The sequence below is a fragment of the Marinobacter salarius genome (genome assembly GCF_032922745.1).
Lineage (GTDB): Bacteria > Pseudomonadota > Gammaproteobacteria > Pseudomonadales > Oleiphilaceae > Marinobacter.
In genome coordinates this window covers 1,532,843-1,554,880 of record NZ_CP136693.1, presented here as the reverse complement: position 1 = coordinate 1,554,880, position 22,038 = coordinate 1,532,843, and the positions used below count along the sequence as shown (strand labels likewise).

24 protein-coding genes are annotated in these 22,038 nt (G+C 58.3%); 12 read left to right on the top strand and 12 right to left on the bottom strand.

Annotated features, from left to right (window positions below):
* Positions 1-46 precede the first annotated feature (46 nt).
* From R1T46_RS07150 to R1T46_RS07125, 6 genes are all read right to left on the bottom strand, one after another.
* Positions 47-640, bottom strand: a complete 594-nt coding sequence (locus R1T46_RS07150; RefSeq protein ID WP_317308277.1) for a DUF2931 family protein — start codon at positions 638-640, stop codon at positions 47-49.
* Positions 640-2,175 carry a DUF2235 domain-containing protein gene (locus R1T46_RS07145; protein WP_317307835.1) on the bottom strand — a complete coding sequence of 512 codons (1,536 nt, stop codon included), beginning with the start codon at positions 2,173-2,175 and terminating at the stop codon, positions 640-642. The genes R1T46_RS07150 and R1T46_RS07145 overlap by 1 nt, the downstream gene beginning before the upstream one ends.
* Before the next feature lie 26 nt (positions 2,176-2,201).
* On the bottom strand, positions 2,202-2,561 hold the full coding sequence (locus R1T46_RS07140) for a hypothetical protein (protein WP_317307834.1): 360 nt from the start codon (positions 2,559-2,561) through the stop codon (positions 2,202-2,204).
* 91 nt (positions 2,562-2,652) lie between these two features.
* Complete coding sequence (locus R1T46_RS07135) at positions 2,653-3,327, bottom strand: ABC transporter ATP-binding protein (protein WP_317307833.1); 675 nt, start codon at positions 3,325-3,327, stop codon at positions 2,653-2,655.
* Complete coding sequence (locus R1T46_RS07130) at positions 3,320-4,054, bottom strand: ABC transporter permease (protein ID WP_317307832.1); 735 nt, start codon at positions 4,052-4,054, stop codon at positions 3,320-3,322. The genes R1T46_RS07135 and R1T46_RS07130 overlap by 8 nt, the downstream gene beginning before the upstream one ends.
* A gap of 38 nt (positions 4,055-4,092) precedes the next feature.
* Positions 4,093-5,112 carry an ABC transporter substrate-binding protein gene (locus R1T46_RS07125; protein WP_317307831.1) on the bottom strand — a complete coding sequence of 340 codons (1,020 nt, stop codon included), beginning with the start codon at positions 5,110-5,112 and terminating at the stop codon, positions 4,093-4,095.
* A gap of 266 nt (positions 5,113-5,378) precedes the next feature.
* Here R1T46_RS07125 and R1T46_RS07120 point away from each other — a divergent pair, with 266 nt between their 5' ends.
* Positions 5,379-6,056 (top strand): response regulator, encoded by a 678-nt coding sequence (locus R1T46_RS07120; protein WP_036211852.1) that lies wholly within the window; start codon positions 5,379-5,381, stop codon positions 6,054-6,056.
* 4 nt (positions 6,057-6,060) lie between these two features.
* Here the strand turns inward: R1T46_RS07120 and R1T46_RS07115 are convergent, their stop codons facing one another.
* The 4 genes from R1T46_RS07115 to R1T46_RS07100 form a co-directional block, all read right to left on the bottom strand.
* Positions 6,061-8,322, bottom strand: a complete 2,262-nt coding sequence (locus R1T46_RS07115; RefSeq protein ID WP_317307830.1) for a NahK/ErcS family hybrid sensor histidine kinase/response regulator — start codon at positions 8,320-8,322, stop codon at positions 6,061-6,063.
* Positions 8,300-9,469, bottom strand: coding sequence for a nitric oxide-sensing protein NosP (gene nosP / locus R1T46_RS07110; protein WP_407070150.1), 1,170 nt, complete (start codon positions 9,467-9,469; stop codon positions 8,300-8,302). The genes R1T46_RS07115 and nosP overlap by 23 nt, the downstream gene beginning before the upstream one ends.
* Before the next feature lie 242 nt (positions 9,470-9,711).
* Positions 9,712-10,815, bottom strand: coding sequence for a porin (locus tag R1T46_RS07105; RefSeq protein ID WP_036210457.1), 1,104 nt, complete (start codon positions 10,813-10,815; stop codon positions 9,712-9,714).
* 182 nt (positions 10,816-10,997) lie between these two features.
* Positions 10,998-12,392: a WS/DGAT domain-containing protein gene (locus R1T46_RS07100; protein ID WP_317307829.1), complete on the bottom strand. Its 1,395-nt coding sequence runs from the start codon at positions 12,390-12,392 to the stop codon at positions 10,998-11,000.
* 343 nt (positions 12,393-12,735) lie between these two features.
* On the opposite strand from R1T46_RS07100, the gene R1T46_RS07095 reads away from it, so the two are divergent.
* Positions 12,736-13,659 carry an alpha/beta hydrolase gene (locus R1T46_RS07095; protein ID WP_317307828.1) on the top strand — a complete coding sequence of 308 codons (924 nt, stop codon included), beginning with the start codon at positions 12,736-12,738 and terminating at the stop codon, positions 13,657-13,659.
* A 73-nt stretch (positions 13,660-13,732) separates the two neighbouring features.
* Complete coding sequence (locus R1T46_RS07090) at positions 13,733-14,482, top strand: FFLEELY motif protein (protein ID WP_317307827.1); 750 nt, start codon at positions 13,733-13,735, stop codon at positions 14,480-14,482.
* A gap of 14 nt (positions 14,483-14,496) precedes the next feature.
* Here the strand turns inward: R1T46_RS07090 and R1T46_RS07085 are convergent, their stop codons facing one another.
* Positions 14,497-14,775, bottom strand: coding sequence for a polyhydroxyalkanoic acid system family protein (locus R1T46_RS07085; RefSeq protein ID WP_317307826.1), 279 nt, complete (start codon positions 14,773-14,775; stop codon positions 14,497-14,499).
* A 114-nt stretch (positions 14,776-14,889) separates the two neighbouring features.
* Here R1T46_RS07085 and ubiE point away from each other — a divergent pair, with 114 nt between their 5' ends.
* The 9 genes from ubiE to R1T46_RS07040 all read left to right on the top strand — a co-directional run bounded on the left by ubiE (position 14,890) and on the right by R1T46_RS07040 (position 21,098).
* Positions 14,890-15,681, top strand: a complete 792-nt coding sequence (ubiE, locus tag R1T46_RS07080; protein ID WP_036210474.1) for a bifunctional demethylmenaquinone methyltransferase/2-methoxy-6-polyprenyl-1,4-benzoquinol methylase UbiE — start codon at positions 14,890-14,892, stop codon at positions 15,679-15,681.
* Positions 15,681-16,319 carry an SCP2 domain-containing protein gene (locus tag R1T46_RS07075; RefSeq protein ID WP_041335193.1) on the top strand — a complete coding sequence of 213 codons (639 nt, stop codon included), beginning with the start codon at positions 15,681-15,683 and terminating at the stop codon, positions 16,317-16,319. The genes ubiE and R1T46_RS07075 overlap by 1 nt, the downstream gene beginning before the upstream one ends.
* Positions 16,316-17,965: a ubiquinone biosynthesis regulatory protein kinase UbiB gene (ubiB, locus tag R1T46_RS07070; protein ID WP_036210479.1), complete on the top strand. Its 1,650-nt coding sequence runs from the start codon at positions 16,316-16,318 to the stop codon at positions 17,963-17,965. Before R1T46_RS07075 ends, ubiB begins: the two co-directional genes overlap by 4 nt.
* A 15-nt stretch (positions 17,966-17,980) precedes the next feature.
* A complete protein-coding gene (hisI, locus tag R1T46_RS07065) occupies positions 17,981-18,418 on the top strand; it encodes a phosphoribosyl-AMP cyclohydrolase (protein ID WP_036210482.1) in 438 nt (145 codons plus the stop codon).
* Positions 18,411-18,740: a phosphoribosyl-ATP diphosphatase gene (locus tag R1T46_RS07060; protein WP_036210485.1), complete on the top strand. Its 330-nt coding sequence runs from the start codon at positions 18,411-18,413 to the stop codon at positions 18,738-18,740. The genes hisI and R1T46_RS07060 overlap by 8 nt, the downstream gene beginning before the upstream one ends.
* Before the next feature lie 88 nt (positions 18,741-18,828).
* Positions 18,829-19,065: a twin-arginine translocase TatA/TatE family subunit gene (gene tatA / locus R1T46_RS07055; RefSeq protein ID WP_036210488.1), complete on the top strand. Its 237-nt coding sequence runs from the start codon at positions 18,829-18,831 to the stop codon at positions 19,063-19,065.
* A 10-nt stretch (positions 19,066-19,075) separates the two neighbouring features.
* The gene (tatB, locus tag R1T46_RS07050) at positions 19,076-19,591 is read left to right on the top strand and encodes a Sec-independent protein translocase protein TatB (protein WP_317307825.1); all 516 of its coding nucleotides are present in this window, start codon (positions 19,076-19,078) and stop codon (positions 19,589-19,591) included.
* Positions 19,588-20,382 carry a twin-arginine translocase subunit TatC gene (tatC, locus tag R1T46_RS07045; RefSeq protein WP_036210493.1) on the top strand — a complete coding sequence of 265 codons (795 nt, stop codon included), beginning with the start codon at positions 19,588-19,590 and terminating at the stop codon, positions 20,380-20,382. The genes tatB and tatC overlap by 4 nt, the downstream gene beginning before the upstream one ends.
* Positions 20,379-21,098, top strand: a complete 720-nt coding sequence (locus tag R1T46_RS07040; RefSeq protein ID WP_036210496.1) for a 16S rRNA (uracil(1498)-N(3))-methyltransferase — start codon at positions 20,379-20,381, stop codon at positions 21,096-21,098. The genes tatC and R1T46_RS07040 overlap by 4 nt, the downstream gene beginning before the upstream one ends.
* A 1-nt stretch (position 21,099) precedes the next feature.
* Here the strand turns inward: R1T46_RS07040 and R1T46_RS07035 are convergent, their stop codons facing one another.
* Positions 21,100-22,014, bottom strand: coding sequence for a DUF808 domain-containing protein (locus tag R1T46_RS07035; RefSeq protein ID WP_317307824.1), 915 nt, complete (start codon positions 22,012-22,014; stop codon positions 21,100-21,102).
* Positions 22,015-22,038 lie beyond the last annotated feature (24 nt).

Genomic DNA, 22,038 nt, shown 5'->3' with positions numbered 1-22,038 from the left:
GAAGACCACTCGGCAGGCCTGGTAAACGCAATCACTTTGCGGCTACCTACCAACCTTCCAGTGGTATGCCGTGTTCTTCAAGGTAGTCACCGTGCTTTTCCAGGTAGTTTCGGGTTCCCACCTCAAAATCTTCCGGGTCACCTGGCCCCTCTGAGGCCTGCATGCGCATCACCTCGACCTCGTTCCCGATCTGGTTCATGATCCAGACCACCACGGTGCCGCCGGGAGCCAGCCCAACAGCCATGGTGTGACGCGGTCCCGACCGCACGTCCACCTGAGTTTTGTAGGTCGCCGGCTCCCGCATACGATCTTGCAAGTCCGGCGGCACCTTAATCACTTTGGCGTAGTACTTCTGCTCAGCGAACGAAAACCAGTGAATGAGGATCAATTCGGGAAAAGGGTCAAGCCTGTGGCGCGAGCCACTAGGGCCGCGCGGACCTTTCCAGCAACAACTTACGTAACCGACAGGTGCACGCCAGCTCCGCTCCCCGGTCTTCTCAAGGAACATGTTTATACCCCAAATATCATAGTGCTCAGGGGCTACTATTTTTATGCCCCAGGGGATTTCCTCCTTTGGGGAGGTAGCGCACCCGCTGGCAAGTAGCGCTAAAACAGCAATAGCCAATACTCTGCGAATCATCATTCCCCCTCCTTCTGAGGATATACGAGGCGCTCCCCGGAAGACGCGGGCGCATGAGGAAACACCACGCCTAACTTTGCGGGCCATTCCGCTATCTGGGCCTCAATGCTGTTGTAGTTTGCCGAGTGATGAATATAGCGCTGGAGCAATAGGTCCAGGTCTTTGGCGCCTAGAGAGGGCGCATCATTGCCTTCGGACACCTGCTCCCGGATTTGCGAATATATCGGTTCCAGTTCTTCGGGCATGCTATTGCCAGCTTTCCTCGTGTCAACGTCTCTTAGCGGTACGTTGTTGTTCGTGGCCATATGATGCATCAACATCATAGCCACTCGAGAATACTCTCCACGAACCTGTCGCAGCATCCGCAACACCAGCTCTATCCGGCCATCCGGTACAGGATGATCATAGCGCTGGGTAACAATATCCAGTTGTGCGGGACCTTCAGAACCCAGATCCTTCGGCCATGCCTGCAACTGATCGGACTGCCGTACCTGCAGATTATAGGGACCGATCCAGCCCTGGGCCGCTACCTGCTGCCGCTGGGCATCGAGGTTATCCCATTGTGCAGTTTTCTCCGGCCACCGCATTCGACTCCGAGGCACTTCCAGCATAGGGCTTAGTAGCACTTCCTCCCTCTGGCTGTCGCCATACCCACCGCCAATATCGGAATGGACACCCGGCAGGGTGATCTCTCGAAAGTTGGCTGGGAGGGAGCCGTCTTGGCTTCTTACACTGTTAAGCGCAAAGTTTTCACGGTGCTCATGGGCCGCGGTTAGATGCGCCACGTGGCCAACCTTACCCGGCTCCAGATAGAGCTTAACGGGGTGGTTTCGGTCGTTGTGAGCAAACAGGTCACCAGACGCCGGGTTTAGGATGGCGGCGACAGAGTCGAATAATCCCACGAAGCGGATCTCCACCTGCGCTGGCCAGAGGATACCGTTCTCCGCAAATAACCTGCCCAGCAGACCATCCTCTCCCTGGTTGATCTCGTGGGCCGCATGGCGTGCCGCCGCAGCTCCTCGACTGAAGCCGAAAAGATCAACAGTCAACTTGTCAATAACCTGACCTTGCATGTCCTCTTGCACCAGAAAAATAAGCTCAGAAAAGGCATAGTTAACCTGCTGGATGACTCCCGCCTCCCCCATACCTGTGGCTGCGCCATACCATTTATCGCTATCTCCGGTTTTTGTACCCGCGCCTGGGGCGTAGACCTGTCGCTGGTAGATTATCTTTTCGTCGGACTCCACCTCGCCTTCCATGTACAGATCTCGCAGCTTCGCCACATTGGTAACTGCATTCGCATAACTGCCGCCCATCAACATCGACAGGCGCCACTCACACTCCTCCCGACCAATTTCGTCATTTTCGTAGGGTGCCAGGCAGTCCTGCTCCAGCTGCTCGGCAAAAGACCGAACATTGGCAGCGTTGTTCATGGTGCCGTCGGTGAATATCCCAACTTCCAGGTGTACTTTGGGGGAGGTCACCTCGGACGAATCGGTTTGGGTATCCTCAGTTGCAGCATTCAGCGGGGCCACGGTGGCTGCTGCGCCTAGCGGCAAACTCAGGCGATGGTCCGTTGTGCTGCCTTGCGCTTCCTGCTCTGACCGCTGCCGCTCATCCGCCAGCGTCCTCCGGCGGGCAGGCTATCATCCCGTTGCCAGGTCACCATGGGAGAAATAGGCCAGCCAGACCCTTTGCAGACAAGCATCAGCCTGCCCTCGCTGACAGCCTGGCAGACGGTTTCGATCAGGTCATGAAGGTCACGGGTTTGCGGCCCGAATATCGACTCCATGCGTGCGCGGACACTGCCATCGTTCTGGATGAGGCGCCCAACCATACTGGCGGCGATAAAGGGGGATTCGATGCGGGGAAGGTGGTAGGCCTTCAGGTCCCATACCGGGACCAGCTCCATAAAGCCCATCGTCAGCACTCCTTGTTGACGGTAAAAGACAAGCCCTCCATGTTAGCCGATGTTTCACGAAGGCAACAATTCGAGTGTCACGTTTCTGTCATCAAACCAGGTCAAGTCCCTCGGAATATCGTAGCTTGCCAAGAAGTTCGTTGATCAGGCGAGGCTCACCAACCGTTTCATCCCAACGCAGTTGCGCCGGTTTACCATCCAGATACCACAGGCGATTCGCCAGAACCCCGGCATCGTCACCATTGTGTGTCACACAAATCATGGCCATCCCAGGGCTGGCATCCATAATTCCGGAGATCAGCGCTTTAAGCTCACCGGCCATCACCGGATCCAGCGACGCAAAGGGTTCATCCAGCAACAACAGGTCCGGCTTAACAACCAGGCAACGTGCGAGGGCTGCCCGTCGCGCCATACCAAGGGAGAGTTGATCCGGCAGGTAATGCCCGTATCCGGCAAGGCCAACCTGGCGAAGGGAATCTTCAGCCTGCTCCTCGCCTGCACCCACCAGCCGGAGGTTGGCATCCAGGGTCCGCCAGGGCAGTAATCGGTGCTCCTGGAACAGGTAACCAACCCGGAGTTTGTTGCTGCCTATAATCGCACCCGACGGGAGCGTTTTGTCGAGCCCGGCAATGGCGTTCAACAAGGTGGTTTTACCGATGCCGGATGGCCCCAACAGGCAGATACGATCACCCCGCTCAATGGTGGCGAAGACTTCACCCAGCACGGGCTTTCCGAAACTACGCCCAGCGATCCGCAGCTCAAGCATGAGCGGCCTCCGGCTGACGCCAGTGGTTGGATCTGCGCTCAAGGGGCTGCAGGATGGCCAGTTCAATGAGTTGCACAACGGCGATAAAGGCCAGGCTGTATGCGAGGATGGCTGCCACATCGAACACCTGAAAAGCCATGTGCAACTGGAAGCCAACACCGCTGGAGCGGCCAAGTAGCTCAACCACCAGCACGATTTTCCAGATCAGCGCCAAACCACCGCGAGTGGCCGCCATCAGGTAGGGAAACAGTTGTGGCATCCAGACATCGCGGAACCGTTGCCAACGAGTGAACTCGTAGACGGTGGCCATTTCCTCTAGGCGGTAGTCCAGGCTGCGGGCGCCCTCCCGAACCGTCACCGCCACATTGGGGACCTTGTTGATCACCACTGCCATGACGGCCGCCACCTCTACCAACCCAAACCAGACGTACATCAGGATAATGGTCACCAGAGCGGGCAGGTTGAGAAGCAGGATCAGCAGTGGATCGAACAGGGCATTGGTGATTTGGGAGCGCCCCATCACGACGCCAATCCCGGTGCCGAGTAGCATGGCCAGCGCAAAAGCCACTACCACACGCCCGAGGGTGGCGCCCAGATGATGCCAGAGCGCACCTGATTCAGCCTCCTGAATCAGGGTATCGAGAACGTTGAGGGGCGTCGGCAGCAACGGTGATTGGAACACCCAGGCCAGCACCGCCCAAATCAGGACAAAAGTGGGCAGTATCACCCAGTAACTCCAGGCCGGAGGGCGGCCGGAGAAAGCGCTCACGGCTGCCTCAGTTGGAACAGGTAGGCGGGCATCAGGTTGTCCGGGGTGGCTCCGGTGAGCGCAAGCAGCCGATGCAGGTCGGCAATGCGCCGATCCGTTAGTGGTGCTGGTGTGCCTGCCACGAAACCTTCCCGCAGCGCTTGGAACACACCGTCGCCCGGGTTTCCCATAAGTGGCCGTAGTCGCTGCCAGGGCATCTCGCTCTCTGCCAGCTCCGCTTTTGCCTGACGCAAAGAGGTGGCAAAACGGTCTATCAATGCGCGGTGGCCTTCCGCCCAATCAGCTGGAAAAACATACCCCAGAACCGGCAGATTCCGATCCAGGTCGAGGGCAGCCAGAAGATCCGACATTCTGAACGCCGAGCGCCAGCCGCCCTCACCTCTCAGGCGTGCCGCAAAATGCCAGTAGGTAACGATCACATCCATCTGGCCCCGCCTCAGGGCCTGGCTCAGCAACGGTGGTGCGGCAAACTGCACGTCAGCGGACTCCGCCAGATCGATGCCTTGCTGGTAGGCAACCTTTTCCAGGAGTATCCAGCCCTTGCTGTCCGGCCCGCCGGCAACGCCGATGCGCTTGCCGGCCAAGTCTGCCACAGCGCGTATACCGGAGCTTTCCGCCACCACGATATCGCCAATCTGGGATGAGAACGGGACATAGAAATAAGGGGCCCCATCCTCAAAACGGGCCTGGGCCCAGAGCAGATCCGCTACGGCGCCGTTGACGGAACCGCTGGTGACCGCCAGGCGAGACGCTGGCAGGTTGGCCACCAGAGTGAGATCCAACTGGTAGCCGTTCTTCCGGTCCAGCCCCCGGTGAAGGATATGGTCCAACTCCCAGTGGGCCGTACCAAACTGCAATACACTGACAGACAAGGCAGGAACAGAGGTTTTATCGCTGGCACGGGCCACGCCCGGTAGCATCAGACTGAACACCACTAGGGCGACCAGCATCCACACCGGTCGGGTAATGGCAGAGCGGCGTGCAAGATTGGGTGGTGTCAGGGTTTGTTGGCTCATGCCTCCACGATACGAAGCCCGCCAGCCGGCAAGAATAGTACTTTGGTGCCTGTTTTTTGGTGCGATGGTCGCATTCAACCCAAGGCGAGGATAGCGTGTAATGCAATCATCACAATAATAACCAGAGGATCACACCCCACTCGGGAGATCCCCTGTCCCAGGAGGCCGCCATGCTGAATGAGCCCGATGCCACACTCTCTCCCGAAAAGCGCTATGATGTCTCGAAAACCGTCCCTGATAACGACAACAAACCGGTGGAACCAGTGATGGAGCCAACCTACAAAATATTGATCGCCGACGACCACCCGCTGTTTCGTGAGGCCATCAGCAGCGTGATATCGACCGGTTTTGACGGTAGTACGATCATTGAAACTGCCGACCTCGATAGCGCCCTGGACATTACCCGCGAAAACGATGATCTGGATCTGATCCTGCTGGATTTGAACATGCCGGGAATGCATGGCTTGAACGGCCTTATCACCCTGCGGAATGAAGCACCGACCATTCCCGTGGTCATTGTATCGGCGGAGGAAGACAAGCAGGTGGTATTGCAGGCCATTACCTACGGCGCCTGCGGTTTCATTACCAAATCTTCTCCCCGCGCCCAGATGACGGACGCCATTCAGCAGATCCTCAACGGCAATGTCTATTTGCCTTCCGACATTATCCGTACCGGCAAGGAAAGCACCCATCGCCGCAGCCGTCATGAGGACAACCCGATTTCACCAGAGCTGCTGAACTCCCTGACCCGCCGCCAGTTGTTGGTACTGGAGCGTATGTCCAAAGGGGAATCCAATAAGCAGATTGCGTACAACCTGAACATTGCAGAGACCACGGTAAAAGCCCACGTCTCGGCGATTCTTCGTAAGCTGGGGGTTCACAACCGGGTGCAGGCGATTCTGTCGGCCAGCGACGTGGATTTCAGTCAGTATTTGAAGCGGTAGGAGATCACCCTCTCAAAAGGTGATTCAGCGCACTGCGCAACTTCAACGGCTTCACAGGCTTGTTCATCAACACGTGGCCCAACTCGCGGATGTGCTGCTTCAACTCGTTGGAGTAATTGGCGGTAATCATGACCACCGGCGCCGGGCAATGGCGGCGGCCATTGATCTCGGCCACCACATCTACCCCATTTTCGTCGTTGTCCAGGTGATAATCCGCCAGGATAAGGTCCACGGGGCTATTGGCCGGATCCAGCTGCCGCTCAAGATCTTCCAGGGAAACTGCGGAAACCACTTGGCAGTCCCACCCTTCAAGCAGCGTCTGCATACCCTGGCAAATAGCGTGGTCGTTGTCGATCACCCAGATCCTGGCGCCACCCAGGCCACCGTGGTTCGACACCGCGCGGTCGTCATCCGTTGTCGGCTGTTTGGGCAACAACCGCCCGACCGGCACTTTTACACTGAACACCGAGCCTTTACCCTCTATCGAGGATACCGTCACCTCGTGGCCCAGCATGCGGGAAATCTTGTCGACGATCGCCAACCCCAGCCCAAGGCCCTTGTCAGGCTGCGAACCAGCTGGGCGAATGCGTTTGAACTCCTGGAAAATCTCGGTCAGCTTGTCCTCTGGAATACCGGGGCCGGTGTCCCACACCTGCAGCAACATGTGGTCCCGATGCCGGCGGCACCCCAGCAGGATGCGCCCGGTGCCGGTATAGCGAATGGCATTGGAGAGAAAGTTGCGCAGAATCCGCGCCAATAGCTGGGAGTCTGACTCCACGATTGCCGACGATGGCACGAAGTCGAGCGTCAGCCCCTCCGCCAGCGCCATCTGGCGAAATTCACGGGCGATGTTGTTGAGCAGGTCCCGCAAGTCGAAAGCCATGATGTCCGGCTTGATCACGCCAGCATCCAGCTTGGAAATATCCACCAGGGTGCCCAGCAGGTTTTCCACATCGTCCAGGGAGGTGCTTACTGAGCGCACCAGTCCCTCTGCTTTTGGCCCGAAGGAGTGCTCCAACAAAGCACTTGTGAACAGGCGGGCAGCATTCAGTGGCTGCAGCAAATCATGACTGACTGCCGCCAGGAATTTGGTTTTCGACAAGTTGGCGCGCTCGGCGTCCATCTTGGCGTCACGCAGCCGGGCTTCCACCTCCGCCCGCTCACTGATTTCCTGTCGCAACTGACTGTTGAGGCCGGTAAGAGCTGCGGTACGTTCTTTCACCCGCCGCTCCAGATTATCGTACGCTTGCTCCAGCGCAAGCGCCGTCTTGCGGCGGTCGGTAATGTCCCGGATCAGCACGAAGAACCCGATGACCTCCCCGTGCTCGTCCACGTTGGGCACGTAGGCGCGAAGCATGTAGCGGGTCTCTCCGGTGTCGTTGGTTTCCTCGAATTCGAAGTTAACGCTATTACCTCTGAGCACAGCCTGCATATGAGGCATGAGCCGCTGGTAAAGCTCAGGCTGGTGAATGTTCTCCAGGTGTTTACCAAGTGGAGACTCGCCATTGCGGCCATACCAGGCTTCATAAACCTTGTTGCAGAACTGCACAGTCATGTTCGCGCCCACGTAGGCGATCAGTGCGGGCACATGGTCCGTCACCACGCGGATCCAGCGCTCGCTCTCTTCAAGCGCCTTGATTCGACGAGCCATTTCACTGTTCTTGACGTCGGTGATGTCAGAGTAAAGAACAACCAGTCCGCCTTCGCGAGTACTCCTTTCCGTCATCTGTACCCAACGGCCATTGGACAGCAGGAACACCGCCCCTTCGGAGGACTCATTCACATGCTCCTCGACCACCAGCCCGGAATTAATCGCCATAGCTTTTACATCTGCGATTGATGTGCCAGGGGGAGGAACGTCCAGGTGAGAATAGGCCCAGTAACTGCGGAACCGGCTGTTGCACTGGATAAGGCGGTGCTGATTGTCAAAAAGCACAAAACCGTCAGCAATGCTTTCAATAGCGTCCGCCAGGCGCTGGCGTGTGGTCTCAGCCTCTTCACGGGCCCTGTTCAGGGCCTTGTTGCTGTGCTTGAGCTCATCCATGGTCTGGTTGAGCGCTTCCGTACGCTCCCGCACCTGTTCCGCCAGAACCACAGAATGTTCAAAGGCCGCATAGGGTTCGGGTTTGTGGGCCGAGCCGGATTCCACCCGAACAATAAGAGCGTCCCTTATCTTTCGGAGGCGTTCGTTCTCCGCCTCCAGCTCGGCAATCCGCTGATCCCTGTGGTCTTCGGGATCAGCCTCAGTTGTGACTGTAACCGGCATCGGGCTGACCAATCACCACCCCCGTAAACGTCTGATTGATATGCATACCGTCGAACTGCTCACCATAGGTATTGAAGCCAATGACCTTGTGATGACGAAGGAAATCTGACACTTCATCCACCACGCCGGTGAACTCTGCTTCCAGACGACGAAGAAAGCAGTCGCAGCCTATGGTCACCAGTGGCGGCCCCACGACCCGCTCGGAGGCTTCAATTTGCGTGCGCACGCTCTCAAGAAGTGAGCCAGGCTCCATGGCGGTCATCACAATGCCGGTTTCCACCGCGCAGTAGAACGTCAGGCTCCCGTCGGCATTCACCCGTTGCACCGAGCGCACGAAATAGTGCCCTCCGATCCGCACGCCCATCGGTCGCAGTGCGAACACCTTGCGGTCAAGCTCTTCCACCGCTACGCCCACTGCGCGGGCGTAGGCTTCTGCTGCCGGTTCCGAGTTCAACTCATAGACGGTTCGGCTCTTCGCATCCGCGTGAGTAACCACCAGCTTTTCTTCGCGGGCTTGCATGTGGTGCGTGGAAAACACACGGAAGTCCAACGGCGTATTAACCAGCATCACAGTGGCGGCCCCGGTGTGAAACCGGCCCTCGAAAAACACGTGGGTGTTGGCCAGGCGCTCGTCGTCGCCAGCGGAACCGCCAAACTGTGGGATAGTGCCGAGCGCGGCATTCAGTGTTGCCAGCACAAGCTCTTCCCTGCTCGACAGCCCATCCAGCAGGGTTATAGCAAAGGTGTTGCCCTTGACTGAGGCCAGTCCGGCATCGCGGCAGGTGGACAGCAAGCCATCAATGACCCCCTGAGCGTCGTGAAGGGTGAAATGCTCAAGCTCACTGATCAGAGCGCATTCAATGGAAAAGTAACGCCGGTCGAAACCGATGGCGGTAATACACCCCCGGCCGTAACCATCCGGTGTTATTTCCCCTGCAGATGTACAACCACTGACCCGCACGCCATCAAACACGTGTTCAAGGGCAATGCCCAGACGGCCGAGATCGTATTCAGCGGAACAGAAAAACAGGACACAACCCAGATGCTCATGGTTGAGCTCGCTGGCAAGATTGGTGGCGGCCAGCATCGGGTCACGAACATGGGAGCTGGCTACCCGAACGGCAGGCAGCGTGGTAACGGGTTTCATGGATACGCGCTCCGAAACCGAGTGGCTTTCACTCGATTCTACGGAATCCGAAAACGGAGCCAATGCGACTTCAGTGCTTTTTATTGGCGCGCCAAAATGATCATAAGCCATTGATTAAAAACCCTCCTGAATCAATGCCTGCTGGCGCTGCCGGTTTGCGGGAAAGCAAACCGGCACTTTAGTCTTAGGGCGAGGCCCCGGCGCCGGGAATCCTTGCCGGTGCTGGGGCACTCTTCAAACACTCAGAACGTGATCACAGCACCCAGCGCCAGGGTGTCGAACTCTGCTGCATCCGCGCCGGAGGACTTCGTGGTCTGCTCAAACATGTTGTATTCGGCAACCAGCTTGAAGTTGCTGTTTACACTATGGAAGACCGCGACCGAGGTGTTCTCTGTTTCAAAATCCCCCTGGTCAGAGTCCGTTTCGCCGTAGGACAGCACCAGCCGATTGGCGCCAAGGATGTAGGATCCCTGGAGCAAATAGCCGTCGGCGTCCTCTTCCGAAGTCAGGGCCGCATCGGTCAGCAATACAGGCACGTCGCCCTCAGAGGTGAAGCCGGAGGCCGTCAGCGATAGCCCTGCAACCGACGCTTTAAGACCGTAACCAAGGCCTTGACTGTCCACTTCGGTGGTTGCGTTCTCTGAACTCTGATGGCGACCATTTACCCAGCCTGTCAACGCCAGGCCATTCAAATCCGCACTGTAGGTAACCTCTGCCTCAAAACGCGGCGCGGACTGTTCTGACTCCGCCCCCGGCGTGGTATTGGCAGGCTCAAAAATACCAGCGGCCACCTTCAAACCGCCCATATCCGGGGTCCGATAGGTAATCTGGGCAGAGGGATTGGGATAAGGGTAGCCAGTGCGGATATTGCCAAAAGAAACGCCGGTTGCCGCACCCGGAGAACCGAAGCCCATCAGGATTTCGTCCAGGAAGATGTTGGAGCGGGCGTAAAGACCAAAGTCCTTACCAATCAGCACCTGACCGAAAGAACCGTCTACCGTGGCGTACAGCTGACGCACATCGATGGCAGTATCCGTCGGTGACTGCAGGCTGTCGTTGATGGTGGACCAGAACGAAGACCGGCCACCCAGAGTCAGATCGCCCATTTCCTTACTGAAGTTGAAACCGATCGTATTGGGCAGGAAACCCATTTTCACGTCGGAATTGCGGGTGTCGTTCAGCTTGTCGTCACGGTTAACGTAGAAGGCGTTGAAATAGCCGTCCACGGAAAAGCTGGTCCCGTCTTCATTGTACACTTCGATTGCCGCGTTTGCGCCGGCACTGACCGACATCGCACCAACCATCGCGATGGCCAGCCCTGACTTTCGGAAATTGTTGTTGTTCATAAACTCCCCCGGTTTTTATTGAATCTGGGTGTTGAGCAGCGGGTAGTTACCCGTGTCTCAGGCGCATTCTTTCGCCTGAATTCAATGGTCGGCGAAGCAGCGGGGGTGGAAAATGCGCCAAGGGGGCAGGTTTTCTGATCTTTTAGGAGGCTATGAAAACAGAACTTTGGGACTACTACCCGTCAGAGGGGAAAGCATTCCAACTCTTGCAGGCAGTCATCCAGGAAGCACTCGGGATCGGCCATGACCGCCTCATCGGCCACCACACCGAACTGGACCTGGCCGGCGTAACTGACAATGCTGACGCCGAGCCCGATATCCCCGGCCTGGGGTACCCAGAACATCTGCTCCAGAATGCGGCAACCGGCCAGATACCGTTCATCACGGGTACCAGGCACGTTCGACACCACCGCACTGGCCTTGCGGTAGAACAGATCCGCCACAGGTTGACGCCAGGCTTCGGGAATCAGCGGTGCGCTGCCTGTCAGCGCCCAGGACAGGCCGGGCTGCCAACTTTTCTTGAGCTTGCGGGTTTCATGCTTGATGCGGAACAGCCGCTCCAGGGAACTTTCACCGTCCACCGGCAACGGCACGAACACCGTCCCGAAATAGTTACCCAGAGTCCCGGGCTCCGGCTTTACCCCTTCCGGCAGGCGGTTGCGGATATCCACTGGCACCGCCGCGTGAAGCACTGCCTCATCCATATCGGTATCGTCCGCGACAAGCCGATTGCGGACTGCAGACGCCACGCAACTGAGTAACACATCGTTGATGGTAACGCTGGTAAGCGTGGCAATCCGGCGAAAACGTTCAAGCGCCACGGGCTGCGACCAGCGGCACTGGCGACGTCCCAATAGCGACCGCTTAAGGGAGGAGTCCGTATCTTCCGGCTCTACCAGGAACTGGCTGAGCTCATTGACCAGCTTGACACTTTTCCAGGTCGCCCGCTCCAGGGCATTGCGACCGGCGGTGCCACCGTTGCGGGGAATATCGTCCCCCGGACCCGCCTCTTCCCGCGGCCACTCGCTGGCCGTCAGCTCACACAGCCAGGCATTGGCGGCTCTTCCCCAGCGCCCCATGTCCGCCTGTTCCGCCGCGCCGTAAAGCACCGGTGCCTGTTGCGGTGACGGCGGGCACAACCGGTCAAATATGCCCTGCAGAGAGAGCCCGTCCGCGTAGCAGTGGTGCATACGCAGAAGGAGCGCAGCGCCACCCTCGGCATCGGGAAGCAACCAGAATTTCCAGAGCGGACGGTACGTGGGCAACGGTTGGTTCAACCTTGCTGATACCCAGTCCTGCAAGGTTGCCCGATCAAAGTCGCCATTCACCACCTCCAAATGGTGGTGAAGCGAAAATACCGGGTCTTCCTCCCACCACCAACCGGGCGGGCGGCAAACCGGCATATATCGGAAACGTTCCCAGGCGAGCCAGTAAATACGCAGGAATTCCAGCAACCGGGCTTCCGTGAGCCCTTCCACCCGCAACATAACGGTAATCGTCATCGGGTTTTCGGGCCGCTCAAGAGCCAGCCAGGCCGAGTCCACAGGCAACAGCAGATGCGATTCCTTTTGACTCAAACCTGTCTGTCCCCGGATAAATGCTGCAAGAAATGGAAAGTTGACGCCGCATTGTGCCAGACAAGCACTGAAGGCTCCATAAGGCTGCCAACGTCACGCAATTACAAAAAGTTACACGGAAGCAACCTTACACCCCTATACTGGGAATAAGGCTTGATGAAATGGTTATTAGGCACTACACGTGCCTTTACGCCCTGTTCGCCAAACGTTTATTGGCCCTGACTGAGCGTAAAAACAGTAATCAGTGCCAATACCTGCGGTGGCAGAAGTCGGTACAACTGAATGTACCAGCGCCCATAAAGACCCATAAAAGGCAGGCATCAGGCGCTGAAGGAGAGCAGTCATGAAAGCGAGCCATGTACGAAAACTGATAAAACCGATTGAAAATGCCTACTCTGAAATGTTCTCAGGGCGGGTATACCGAGTCGGTACTGGAGCCGTGTCGGTCCGCAACCACAGCGGCAAGGCCGAACAGACCGTCATTGGCCTCCACGGCTTCCTGGAAAATCACTGCTACTTCACCCAGGCCTACGAAGCACCGACAACCGAACTGATCCTGCTGACCTGCAGCAACTATCATATTCCCGTAAACGGTGTGACACCCGAGACACCGGATTGGGAAGTGCCTATCAAACACCTGGACGGCACTATCGAGTACGATGCCTGCATTCTCAACCAGGCTCTGGCGAACCTGCCAAGTACCGACAACATCCGCGTGCATGGCCATTCACGTGGCGGCGCCGTCATCCTTGAGGCCATCAACCAATGGCCGGAACTGTATGAAAATGTGGAATTGGTGCTGGAAGCACCCGTTCTGCCCCAGGGGCGCCTTTCTGCCCTGGTAACGGCGGTACTGGAGCCGGTGAGCCACGGCATGTGGCCCTGGCTGATTCGCCTGATAAACAGCGCTCCCTCATCCGCCTATGGTCAAACCTTCTTCGGCAAAATGAACCCACGCAAGAAGCAGCTGCTGGGCAAGCTGTTTTCCGCCACCAAGGACCACCTGACCATTGTTCGCAACATAGAGAACCTGATGGTCTGGATGGAGAGGACAGACACCAGCGTGTACAGCAAGGTTCGTTACGGCACCTTCCTGGTACCGGCTGTGGACCGAATCCTGGATCGACAGGCCATGCTGGCCAGTGCACGCCAAAGCCCAACCACCATGCGGATTGTCGAAACCGAGGCACCCAGCCACTTTATCACCCTCGACAGCAAGGAATGGGTGCCGGGATTTGAGAGTCTGCCGGCAACGGCCCAGGGTTAGCACAGCTGCACTCAAGCTCCGGCTCCGCTAAACTGGCGCGCTTCTATTGCAGGTCCAGTGGAGCCACACCCCCATGTATCGTGAGCGCCTAGTCGCTACCCCAACCCATTCCGACAGTGCCCGCCGGTTGCAGCGACTGCTACTGGACTACCACGACTTCCGCCAGTACAAAGCCACCCACCCCCTGCTGGAACACACCTTCCGGATAGCGGACTGGCAGGCGGAACGCCTGAAGACCACGCACGCGGACCTCTACCAACACCCTGGCTACCACACCGGCCTGGAGTTCCTGCTTACGGACCTCTACGCCCCTGCCGGCATGACCCGACGCGACGACAACATCGACCGCGTATTCCCGAAGATGGTGAAGTGGCTTCCGGACAACCTGCTGGACACCTTTGCCGGGCTGGTGGAGTTGAACCTGATCACCCAGCAGCTGGACCTGGAACTGGCCGAACTCTGCCATTCACACGGCCATCTTCCCAACGAGCTTTCCAGCGACGCCTATTGCCAGATTTTTCGCGGTAGTCAGAAGCTGGAACAGCGGGAACGGCAGATTACCCTGGTGGCTGAAGTGGGGCGCCAGCTCGACCGCTATGTGCGCAACCGTACCCTTGGCTGGCTGCTTTCAATGAGCCGGGCACCCGCCGAAATGGCGGACCTCAGCGACCTGCACAGTTTCCTGCACCGGGGCTATTCCGCGTTCCGTAAAATGGACAATGTAGATCTGCTGATTGACCGGCTGGTCACGCGGGAGAAACGGGTCATGAAGAACATCCTGGCCGGCCACCCGAAACCGTTTGAACTGCCGAGTGACCTTTAACGAAAGAGGGGAGCTCAGGCCTTCAATATCTGGTCAAGTTGGGAATGGATTTCCTGCTCAATCCGCGATTTGAACGGCCGCAGCATCATGCCCAGCTCCAGATGAACATGGAGATTGCTATCGGTGATTTCCAGCTGGCCTTTTACACCGCTGCGTTTGAACTTGAGGTGATCCCCTTCCCACTGATAGTTCACATCAAACTGCTTTGACAGATCCTCAGCCAGGGTTTCCGCCGCCTGGCGGGCGTGCTTTTTGTCGAGGGAATGAGTACGGCGTACATCAATTGTTGACATGAAACGGATATCTCCAGGATTTCGGGCGCAATTTATAGTGTAAGGCGGCATTAAACTTGTAGCCACCCCCGCAGGCGTTAGAATACGGGGTTCAGATTCTGACAGGACATACCCATGAGCGAGCAACAACCGTCTACCGACCGTCCGCAGGCGGAAACACCGAAAGACGACGTCACCCATTTTGGCTTTCGCAACGTGCCGAAAAGCCAAAAAGCGGGTCAGGTCGCTGACGTGTTCCATTCCGTGGCCGGCAAGTACGACCTGATGAACGACCTCATGTCCATGGGAATCCACCGCCTCTGGAAGCGCTTCACCATTGAGCTTTCCGGGGTGCGCAAGGGGCACCAGGTGCTGGATATTGCAGGCGGCACCGGTGATCTGACCATGAAATTCTCGGACCTGGTCGGCCCAACCGGCAAGGTTGTGCTCGCCGACATCAATGCGTCCATGCTGCAGGTTGGCCGGGGCCGGCTAATGGACCGTGGCTACGCCGGCAACATCGAATACGTGCAGGCGGATGCCGAACACCTCCCCTTCCCGGACAACAGCTTCAACGCTGTGAGCATTGCCTTTGGCCTGCGCAACGTCACCGACAAGGACCAGGCCCTGCGGGATATGACGCGGGTGCTGAAACCCGGTGGCAAGGTGATGGTGCTGGAGTTTTCCAAACCCAAGAATCCGCTGCTCAGCAAAGCCTATGACGTGTATTCATTCAACGCGCTGCCGCTGATGGGCCAGTTGATTGCTGGCGACTCCAACAGCTATCAATACCTGGCCGAGTCCATCCGCATGCATCCGGACCAGGATACGCTCAAGGCGATGATGGAAGAGGCAGGCCTGGTGAATTGCAAGTACTACAACATGACCGGCGGCGTGGTCGCCCTGCATGTGGGAATCAAGCCCTGATGTTTCCCGGCCCAACCCTGCTGTCTGCCGCCACCTCTATCATTGAGAGCGCGCTCAACCGAGCGCTGGCGCTGGACCCCGCTGGCAAGCAGGCTCTGATGTCAGCGCTCACGGGGCCGGTACAGTTTTCGCTGGACGGGCTCGGCCTCACGCTGACGCTGCAACAGGCGGGAGATCGCATTCAGGTTGCCAGCCAGCCCTCGGAAGCTCCTGCTTTGATCCTGTCCGGCCGCCCCATGGCGTTCGCCGCCCTGGCCACCGGCGATGACGGAGTTTTCAGCGAAGGCCGCATTCACGTGACTGGCGATACCGCCCTGGCGCACCAGTTCCAGCGCGCCATCGACCAACTCGACCCCGACTGGGAAGCTGCCATGGCCGGGTATATTGGTGATGTGCCGGCGCATTTTATCGGCCAGCGCGTTCGCGGGGCTGTTCGTTGGAGCCGACAGGCGTTTGCGTCCCTGAACGCCAATGTTGAAGAATATATTCATGAAGAAAGCCGAAGCCTGCCCGGGCGCCGGGAGCTGGAAGCCACGTTTACCGATATCGACCGGCTGAACCTGCAGACCGAACGCCTGGAAGCCAGGGTCACGCGGCTGGAGCATCCCAGACAACAAGACCAAACGGAGACGCCGTGACGCGCCTGCAACGCCTGTTTCGCATTGCCTGGGTCTTCTGCCGCTACCGGCTGGACACCTTTCTACCGCTGGCGGAACTGCCTGTCCCCCTGAAAGTGTTTTTCCTGTTGGCCCCCTGGCACCTGTTTCCGAAACCCAAGCTGGACCGGGGGGACCGCCTACGCCTCGCGTTTGAAGAGCTGGGGCCGGTATTCGTCAAATTCGGCCAGATCCTGTCGACGCGACGGGACTTGCTACCCGACGACATGGCGCTTTCCCTCAAAAACCTGCAGGACCGGGTACCGCCTTTTCCCGGCGACGTCGCCCAGGGCATTATCGAAAAATCCCTCGGTGCGCCGGTGTCGGAGCTGTTTGCGGAGTTTTCCCGCGAGCCCATGGCCTCTGCCTCCGTCGCCCAGGTGCATGCCGCCACGCTTCTTGACGGCCGGGAAGTCGTGGTCAAGGTCATCCGCCCCGACATTGAACGGGTCATCCGCCAGGACCTGGCATTGATGTACATGATGGCAGGTCTGCTGGAACGCTACTGGTCCGAAGGCCGTCGGCTGCACCCGGTGGAAGTGGTGGCGGACTACGATTCCACCATCCATGACGAACTCGACCAGCAACGCGAAGCCGCCAACGCCAGTCAGCTGCGCCGTAATTTCGAGAACTCATCGCTGATTTATATCCCCTCCATCGACTGGGACTACACCCGCAAGTCCGTTCTGGTCATGGAGCGCATTCACGGCATCCCCATTGCCGACGTTCCGGCGCTTCGTGAAGCCGGCGTTAATCTGAAAGTGCTGGCAGAGAAAGGGGTGGAGATCTTCTTCACCCAGGTTTTCCGGGACAGTTTCTTCCACGCCGACATGCACCCGGGCAATATTTTCGTGGATGTCAGCAACCCCGCGGACCCCAAGTACATCGCCATCGATTTCGGCATCGTTGGCACTCTTGCACCGGATGACCAAAGCTATCTTGCCCGCAATTTGCTGGCGTTTTTCCGCCGCGATTACCGCCAGGTCGCCGAGCTGCATATACAGTCCGGCTGGGTGCCACCGGACACCCGGGTCAATGAATTCGAGGCCGCTATCCGCACTGTTTGCGAGCCGATTTTCGAGAAGCCACTGAAAGACATCTCCTTTGGCCACTTCCTGCTACGGCTGTTCCAGACGGCGCGGCGCTTCAACATGGAAGTGCAACCGCAACTGGTGCTGCTGCAGAAAACCCTGCTGAATGTGGAAGGTCTGGGGCGCCAGCTTTACCCGGATCTGGACCTGTGGAGCACTGCTCAACCCTTCCTGGAAGCCTGGATGCGCAAACGCATCGGCCCGTCCGGCCTGATCAAATCCCTGCAGTCCCATTTGCCTGCCTGGCTGGAGCAGTCGCCGGAAATGCCACAACTGGTACACGACGCGCTGGTGCAGTTACGCAATACGGGCTCCAACGACCACCCCAGTCGCGCTACACTGGAGCTTATTCGTGAAAACCGGGCCCGGGCCGACCGGCGCTGGCGACGAGGACTGGCCGCAGCGGCCCTGGCCGGGGTGGCCTGGCTGAGCCTCGACCATGACCTTGCCACCCTGGCACAGACCATGCCCGTTCATGGCTGGGCCTTACTGGCTGTAGCGGCCTGGCTGGTTGTTGGCCGTGAACGGAAAAACTGACGGAAGTCATCTGAAATGCAAGAATCAAACGCTAGAGTCGGGGCGCCTGACTGGTTAGAGGAAATCCGCTGGAATGCGGATGGGCTGGTACCTGCCATTGCCCAGGACGCCGCTACCGGCGACATCCTGATGATGGCCTGGATGAACGCAGAGTCGCTCCGGCTGACCGCTGAAGAAGGCCAGGCCGTATATTGGTCCCGTTCCCGCGGCAAGTTGTGGCGCAAAGGGGAAACCTCCGGGCACCAACAGGTGATCTCGGAAATCCGGCTGGACTGCGATGAAGACGTGATTCTTCTGAAGGTTGAGCAGAAAGGCGGTATCGCCTGCCACACCGGGCGACGAAGCTGCTTCTATCGCAAACTGGAAGGCGGGCAATGGGCGAGCGTGGATCCGGTTCTGCGGGATCCCGGCGCTATTTACGGTGACAAACAGGGAGGTAGCAACCATGAGTGACATTCTTGAGCAGTTGGCCCAGGTGTTGGAAGCCCGCAAGGAGGCCGATCCGGAAACCTCCTATGTCGCCAGCCTGCACCAGAAGGGGCTCAACAAGATCCTGGAAAAGGTAGGGGAAGAGTGCACCGAGACGTTGTTGGCCGCCAAGGACGCGGAGCACTCCGGTGAAACCCGGGACGTGGTTTATGAAACCGCCGACCTCTGGTTTCACAGCATGGTGATGCTGTCCCGGCTTGGCCTTGGCCCCAAGGACGTCATCGACGAGCTCGCCAGCCGATTTGACCTGTCTGGCCTTGAAGAAAAAGCCTCCCGGGATCAGTGATCCGGGGAGCCCTGAAGAGGGTTTCCGGAAGCACCCCGAAGTGGCGTACAATCAATCGTAACAGAAACCTTAAGACGAGGGTCCCGGCATGGGCATCAGTATCTGGCAACTCCTAATCGTACTTGGCATTGTTATTCTGTTATTTGGAACCAAAAAGCTCCGTAATATCGGCGGAGATCTGGGCGGTGCCATTCGTGGGTTCAAAAAATCCATGAACGAAGACGACAAGAAGGACGATGACCCGGACGCCATCGAAGAAGAGTCCGACGTGAAGGCTCATGAAGCCCACGCCGAAGAAAAGCCACGGGACAAGTCCCACAGCTGAGACGGGCTGAATGTTTGATATCGGCTTTGTCGAGCTGCTGATCTGCGGCGTCATTGCGCTACTGGTTCTCGGCCCTGAACGGCTGCCTACAGCGGCCCGGGCAGCCGGGCGCTGGATAGGGGGTGCCCGCCGCATGGTGAGCCAGTTTTCCTCGGAACTCGACCGTCAGCTGAAGGCGGAAGAGCTTCGCGAAGAACTGCGCCAGGCCGGCGACGTCGGCCTGGAAGATGTCCAGAAGTCGGTGCGCGGCGCCCTGGACGAGGCCAAGAAGTACGAGCACATGGTTCTGTCCGACGACGGGAAGTCCAAACATCGGCCCGCGCCCGCAACCCGGCGGACTGCCGAACAGTCAGAGCCTGAAACGGAACCCATGCTGGAGCCGGAGGAGGACCCAACCTCAGCCAACGGTTCCGGACATGCCTCTCTGGCCCCCGATGATCCTCCACGAGAGGATGACAGCAGGCACGACCATTCGGCCGATAGCACCCCGAAACAACAGGAAAGCACGCCGGATAACCGTTCATGACCACCCAGCCCGACGGCAAAAACGCCCAACGCCCCGAAGATGCACAGCCGGAAATGCCACTGATCGAGCATTTGCTGGAGCTGCGCAACCGCCTGCTGAAAATGGTGCTGGCGGTGATCATCTGTTTTGCCGCCATCTACCCGTTTGCCAACGAGCTCTACCTGCTGATATCGCAACCCTTGCGGGACCTGCTGCCAGTCGGCCAGACCATGATCGCAACGGACATCACCTCGCCGTTCTTCGCGCCATTGAAACTGGCCCTGGTGCTAGCTGTGTTCGTGGCCATTCCGGTGATCCTCTACCAGCTCTGGAGTTTTATTGCGCCGGGCCTGTATGCCCATGAGAAGAAACTGGCGTTCCCCTTACTGTTTACGTCGGTCGTCCTGTTCTATCTGGGGGCGGCATTTGCCTATTACGTAGTCTTCCCGCTGGTGTTCGGATTCTTCACCGCCATCGGCCCGGAAGGCATTGTGGAGTTGCCGGATATCAGCAGCTACCTCAATTTCGTACTGAAGATGTTCTTCGCTTTCGGGGTTGCCTTCGAAATTCCCATCGCCACCATACTGCTGATTCTCACTGGCGCCACCACGCCCGAAGACCTCGCTGCGAAGCGCCCGTACATCGTGGTGGGCTGCTTCGTAATCGGCATGTTGCTGACCCCACCGGACATCATCTCCCAGACCCTGCTGGCGGTGCCCATGTGGCTGTTGTTTGAACTTGGCATTCTGTTTGGTCGGCTCGCCAGGCGCGAGGTGGAAGCCCCTGATGCAACGGACGCCTCCAACGAATGAACCTGGCGCTGCTGTTCCAGGATGATTTCGTGGCAACGGACACAGCCGTGCTCACGGGCCGCCGGCTGGCACACCTGCATTCAGTGCTGAAGGTTGCGGAAGGCGACCTGGTACCTGTGGGCCTGGTGGACGGCGATATTGGCACGGGTCGCGTGGTCAGGCTTAACGATACCGAGGCCGTACTCCAGGTGGAATTAACCACACCACCGCCAGCCCCACTGCCCTTGACGCTGATCCTGGCCATGCCACGGCCAAAGATGTTCCGCCGTGTACTTCAGACCTGCGCAACCCTTGGCGTCAAGGATATCTGGCTGATCAATGCCTACAAGGTGGAGAAAAGCTTCTGGCAAACGCCGTGGCTGTCGGACGACAATCTGCGGGAAAACATGGTACTCGGCCTGGAGCAGGCGCGGGACACCCACCTGCCCCGGCTGCACGTCCGCAAGCTGTTCAAGCCGTTCGTGGAAGATGAATTGCCGGCCCTGCTGAGAAATACCCGTGCTCTGGTGGCCCACCCCGGCACCAGCACGCCCTGCCCGGCACACATCAACGAACCCGCCACCCTGTGCGTTGGCCCGGAAGGTGGGTTCATACCGTATGAAGTCGACAAGCTGACCGAGGCGGGCTGCGAAGCGGTACACCTTGGCAACCGTATCCTCCGGGTGGAGACCGCCGTGCCTGTGCTGGTCAGCCGCCTGTTCGACGCCTGCGTTTAGCTCAGGCCGAACGCGCCTTCCAGAGTTTTGTCAGTGGTGTGATCACCGCTACCAGCAAAGCCCCCGCTACAACGCCGAAAAGGCCGTCCGCAAGCACCGGAATAACGGCCTGGGCGACACTACCAAAACCTTCGACAAAGTGATGAATGGCCTCATACACCGGTGGCAGTCCATGGGTGAGAATGCCGCCACCCACCAGGAACATGGCGATGGTGCCCAGCACTGACAAGGCTTTCATCATCCAGGGAGCAAACCAGAGGATGCCTTCCCCAACCCGCCTGGCGAATGGGCTTTCTTTCTGGCTGAGGTACAGACCGCCATCGTCCAGTTTCACAATGCCGGCTACCAGGCCATAGACACCGATGGTGATCATTACGGCGACGACCGTCAGCACCATGAACTGCATTCCGATGCTCTGACTACTGACCGTTCCCAGGGTGATCGCTATGATTTCGGCCGACAGGATAAAGTCTGTGCGGATCGCCCCTTTGATCTTGTCTTGCTCAACCGCTTTCAGATCGGCGTCGGGATTTTTGAGGGCGTTGCGAAGTTCTTCCTTGTGCTGTTCATCTTCCTGCCTGTGAAGGAACCGGTGAGCGATTTTTTCAAACCCCTCAAAGCAGAGAAAGGCGCCACCCAGCATCAGCAGGGGAATCACCAACCAGGGCACAAAGAAGCTGATGGCGAGAGCCCCCGGAACCAGGATGGCCTTGTTGAGCATCGAGCCCTTCGCCACCGCCCAGACCACCGGCAGTTCCCTCGCGGGTTTCACACCGGTTACCTGCTGGGCATTGAGCGCGAGGTCATCCCCCAGCACGCCAGCGGTTTTCTTGGTGGCCGCCTTGGTCATCAACGCCACATCGTCCAGAACCGTGGCGATGTCATCAATCAATACGAGGAGACTGCTGGCAGCCATAACGAATTCCTTTTGGTTCAACGA

Coding starts and splice junctions, on each gene's coding strand:
- R1T46_RS07120 (WP_036211852.1), top strand. CDS start 5,379: ATGGAGCCAACCTACAAAATATTGATCGCCGACGACCACCCGCTGTTT.
- R1T46_RS07075 (WP_041335193.1), top strand. CDS start 15,681: ATGTTTCCCGGCCCAACCCTGCTGTCTGCCGCCACCTCTATCATTGAG.
- R1T46_RS07135 (WP_317307833.1), bottom strand. CDS start 3,327: ATGCTTGAGCTGCGGATCGCTGGGCGTAGTTTCGGAAAGCCCGTGCTG.
- hisI (WP_036210482.1), top strand. CDS start 17,981: ATGCAAGAATCAAACGCTAGAGTCGGGGCGCCTGACTGGTTAGAGGAA.
- nosP (WP_407070150.1), bottom strand. CDS start 9,469: ATGAAACCCGTTACCACGCTGCCTGCCGTTCGGGTAGCCAGCTCCCAT.
- R1T46_RS07125 (WP_317307831.1), bottom strand. CDS start 5,112: ATGAGCCAACAAACCCTGACACCACCCAATCTTGCACGCCGCTCTGCC.
- R1T46_RS07150 (WP_317308277.1), bottom strand. CDS start 640: ATGATTCGCAGAGTATTGGCTATTGCTGTTTTAGCGCTACTTGCCAGC.
- R1T46_RS07105 (WP_036210457.1), bottom strand. CDS start 10,815: ATGAACAACAACAATTTCCGAAAGTCAGGGCTGGCCATCGCGATGGTT.
- ubiE (WP_036210474.1), top strand. CDS start 14,890: ATGAGCGAGCAACAACCGTCTACCGACCGTCCGCAGGCGGAAACACCG.
- R1T46_RS07085 (WP_317307826.1), bottom strand. CDS start 14,775: ATGTCAACAATTGATGTACGCCGTACTCATTCCCTCGACAAAAAGCAC.
- R1T46_RS07060 (WP_036210485.1), top strand. CDS start 18,411: ATGAGTGACATTCTTGAGCAGTTGGCCCAGGTGTTGGAAGCCCGCAAG.
- R1T46_RS07035 (WP_317307824.1), bottom strand. CDS start 22,014: ATGGCTGCCAGCAGTCTCCTCGTATTGATTGATGACATCGCCACGGTT.
- R1T46_RS07090 (WP_317307827.1), top strand. CDS start 13,733: ATGTATCGTGAGCGCCTAGTCGCTACCCCAACCCATTCCGACAGTGCC.
- tatB (WP_317307825.1), top strand. CDS start 19,076: ATGTTTGATATCGGCTTTGTCGAGCTGCTGATCTGCGGCGTCATTGCG.
- tatC (WP_036210493.1), top strand. CDS start 19,588: ATGACCACCCAGCCCGACGGCAAAAACGCCCAACGCCCCGAAGATGCA.
- tatA (WP_036210488.1), top strand. CDS start 18,829: ATGGGCATCAGTATCTGGCAACTCCTAATCGTACTTGGCATTGTTATT.
- R1T46_RS07140 (WP_317307834.1), bottom strand. CDS start 2,561: ATGGGCTTTATGGAGCTGGTCCCGGTATGGGACCTGAAGGCCTACCAC.
- R1T46_RS07040 (WP_036210496.1), top strand. CDS start 20,379: ATGAACCTGGCGCTGCTGTTCCAGGATGATTTCGTGGCAACGGACACA.
- R1T46_RS07115 (WP_317307830.1), bottom strand. CDS start 8,322: ATGCCGGTTACAGTCACAACTGAGGCTGATCCCGAAGACCACAGGGAT.
- R1T46_RS07095 (WP_317307828.1), top strand. CDS start 12,736: ATGAAAGCGAGCCATGTACGAAAACTGATAAAACCGATTGAAAATGCC.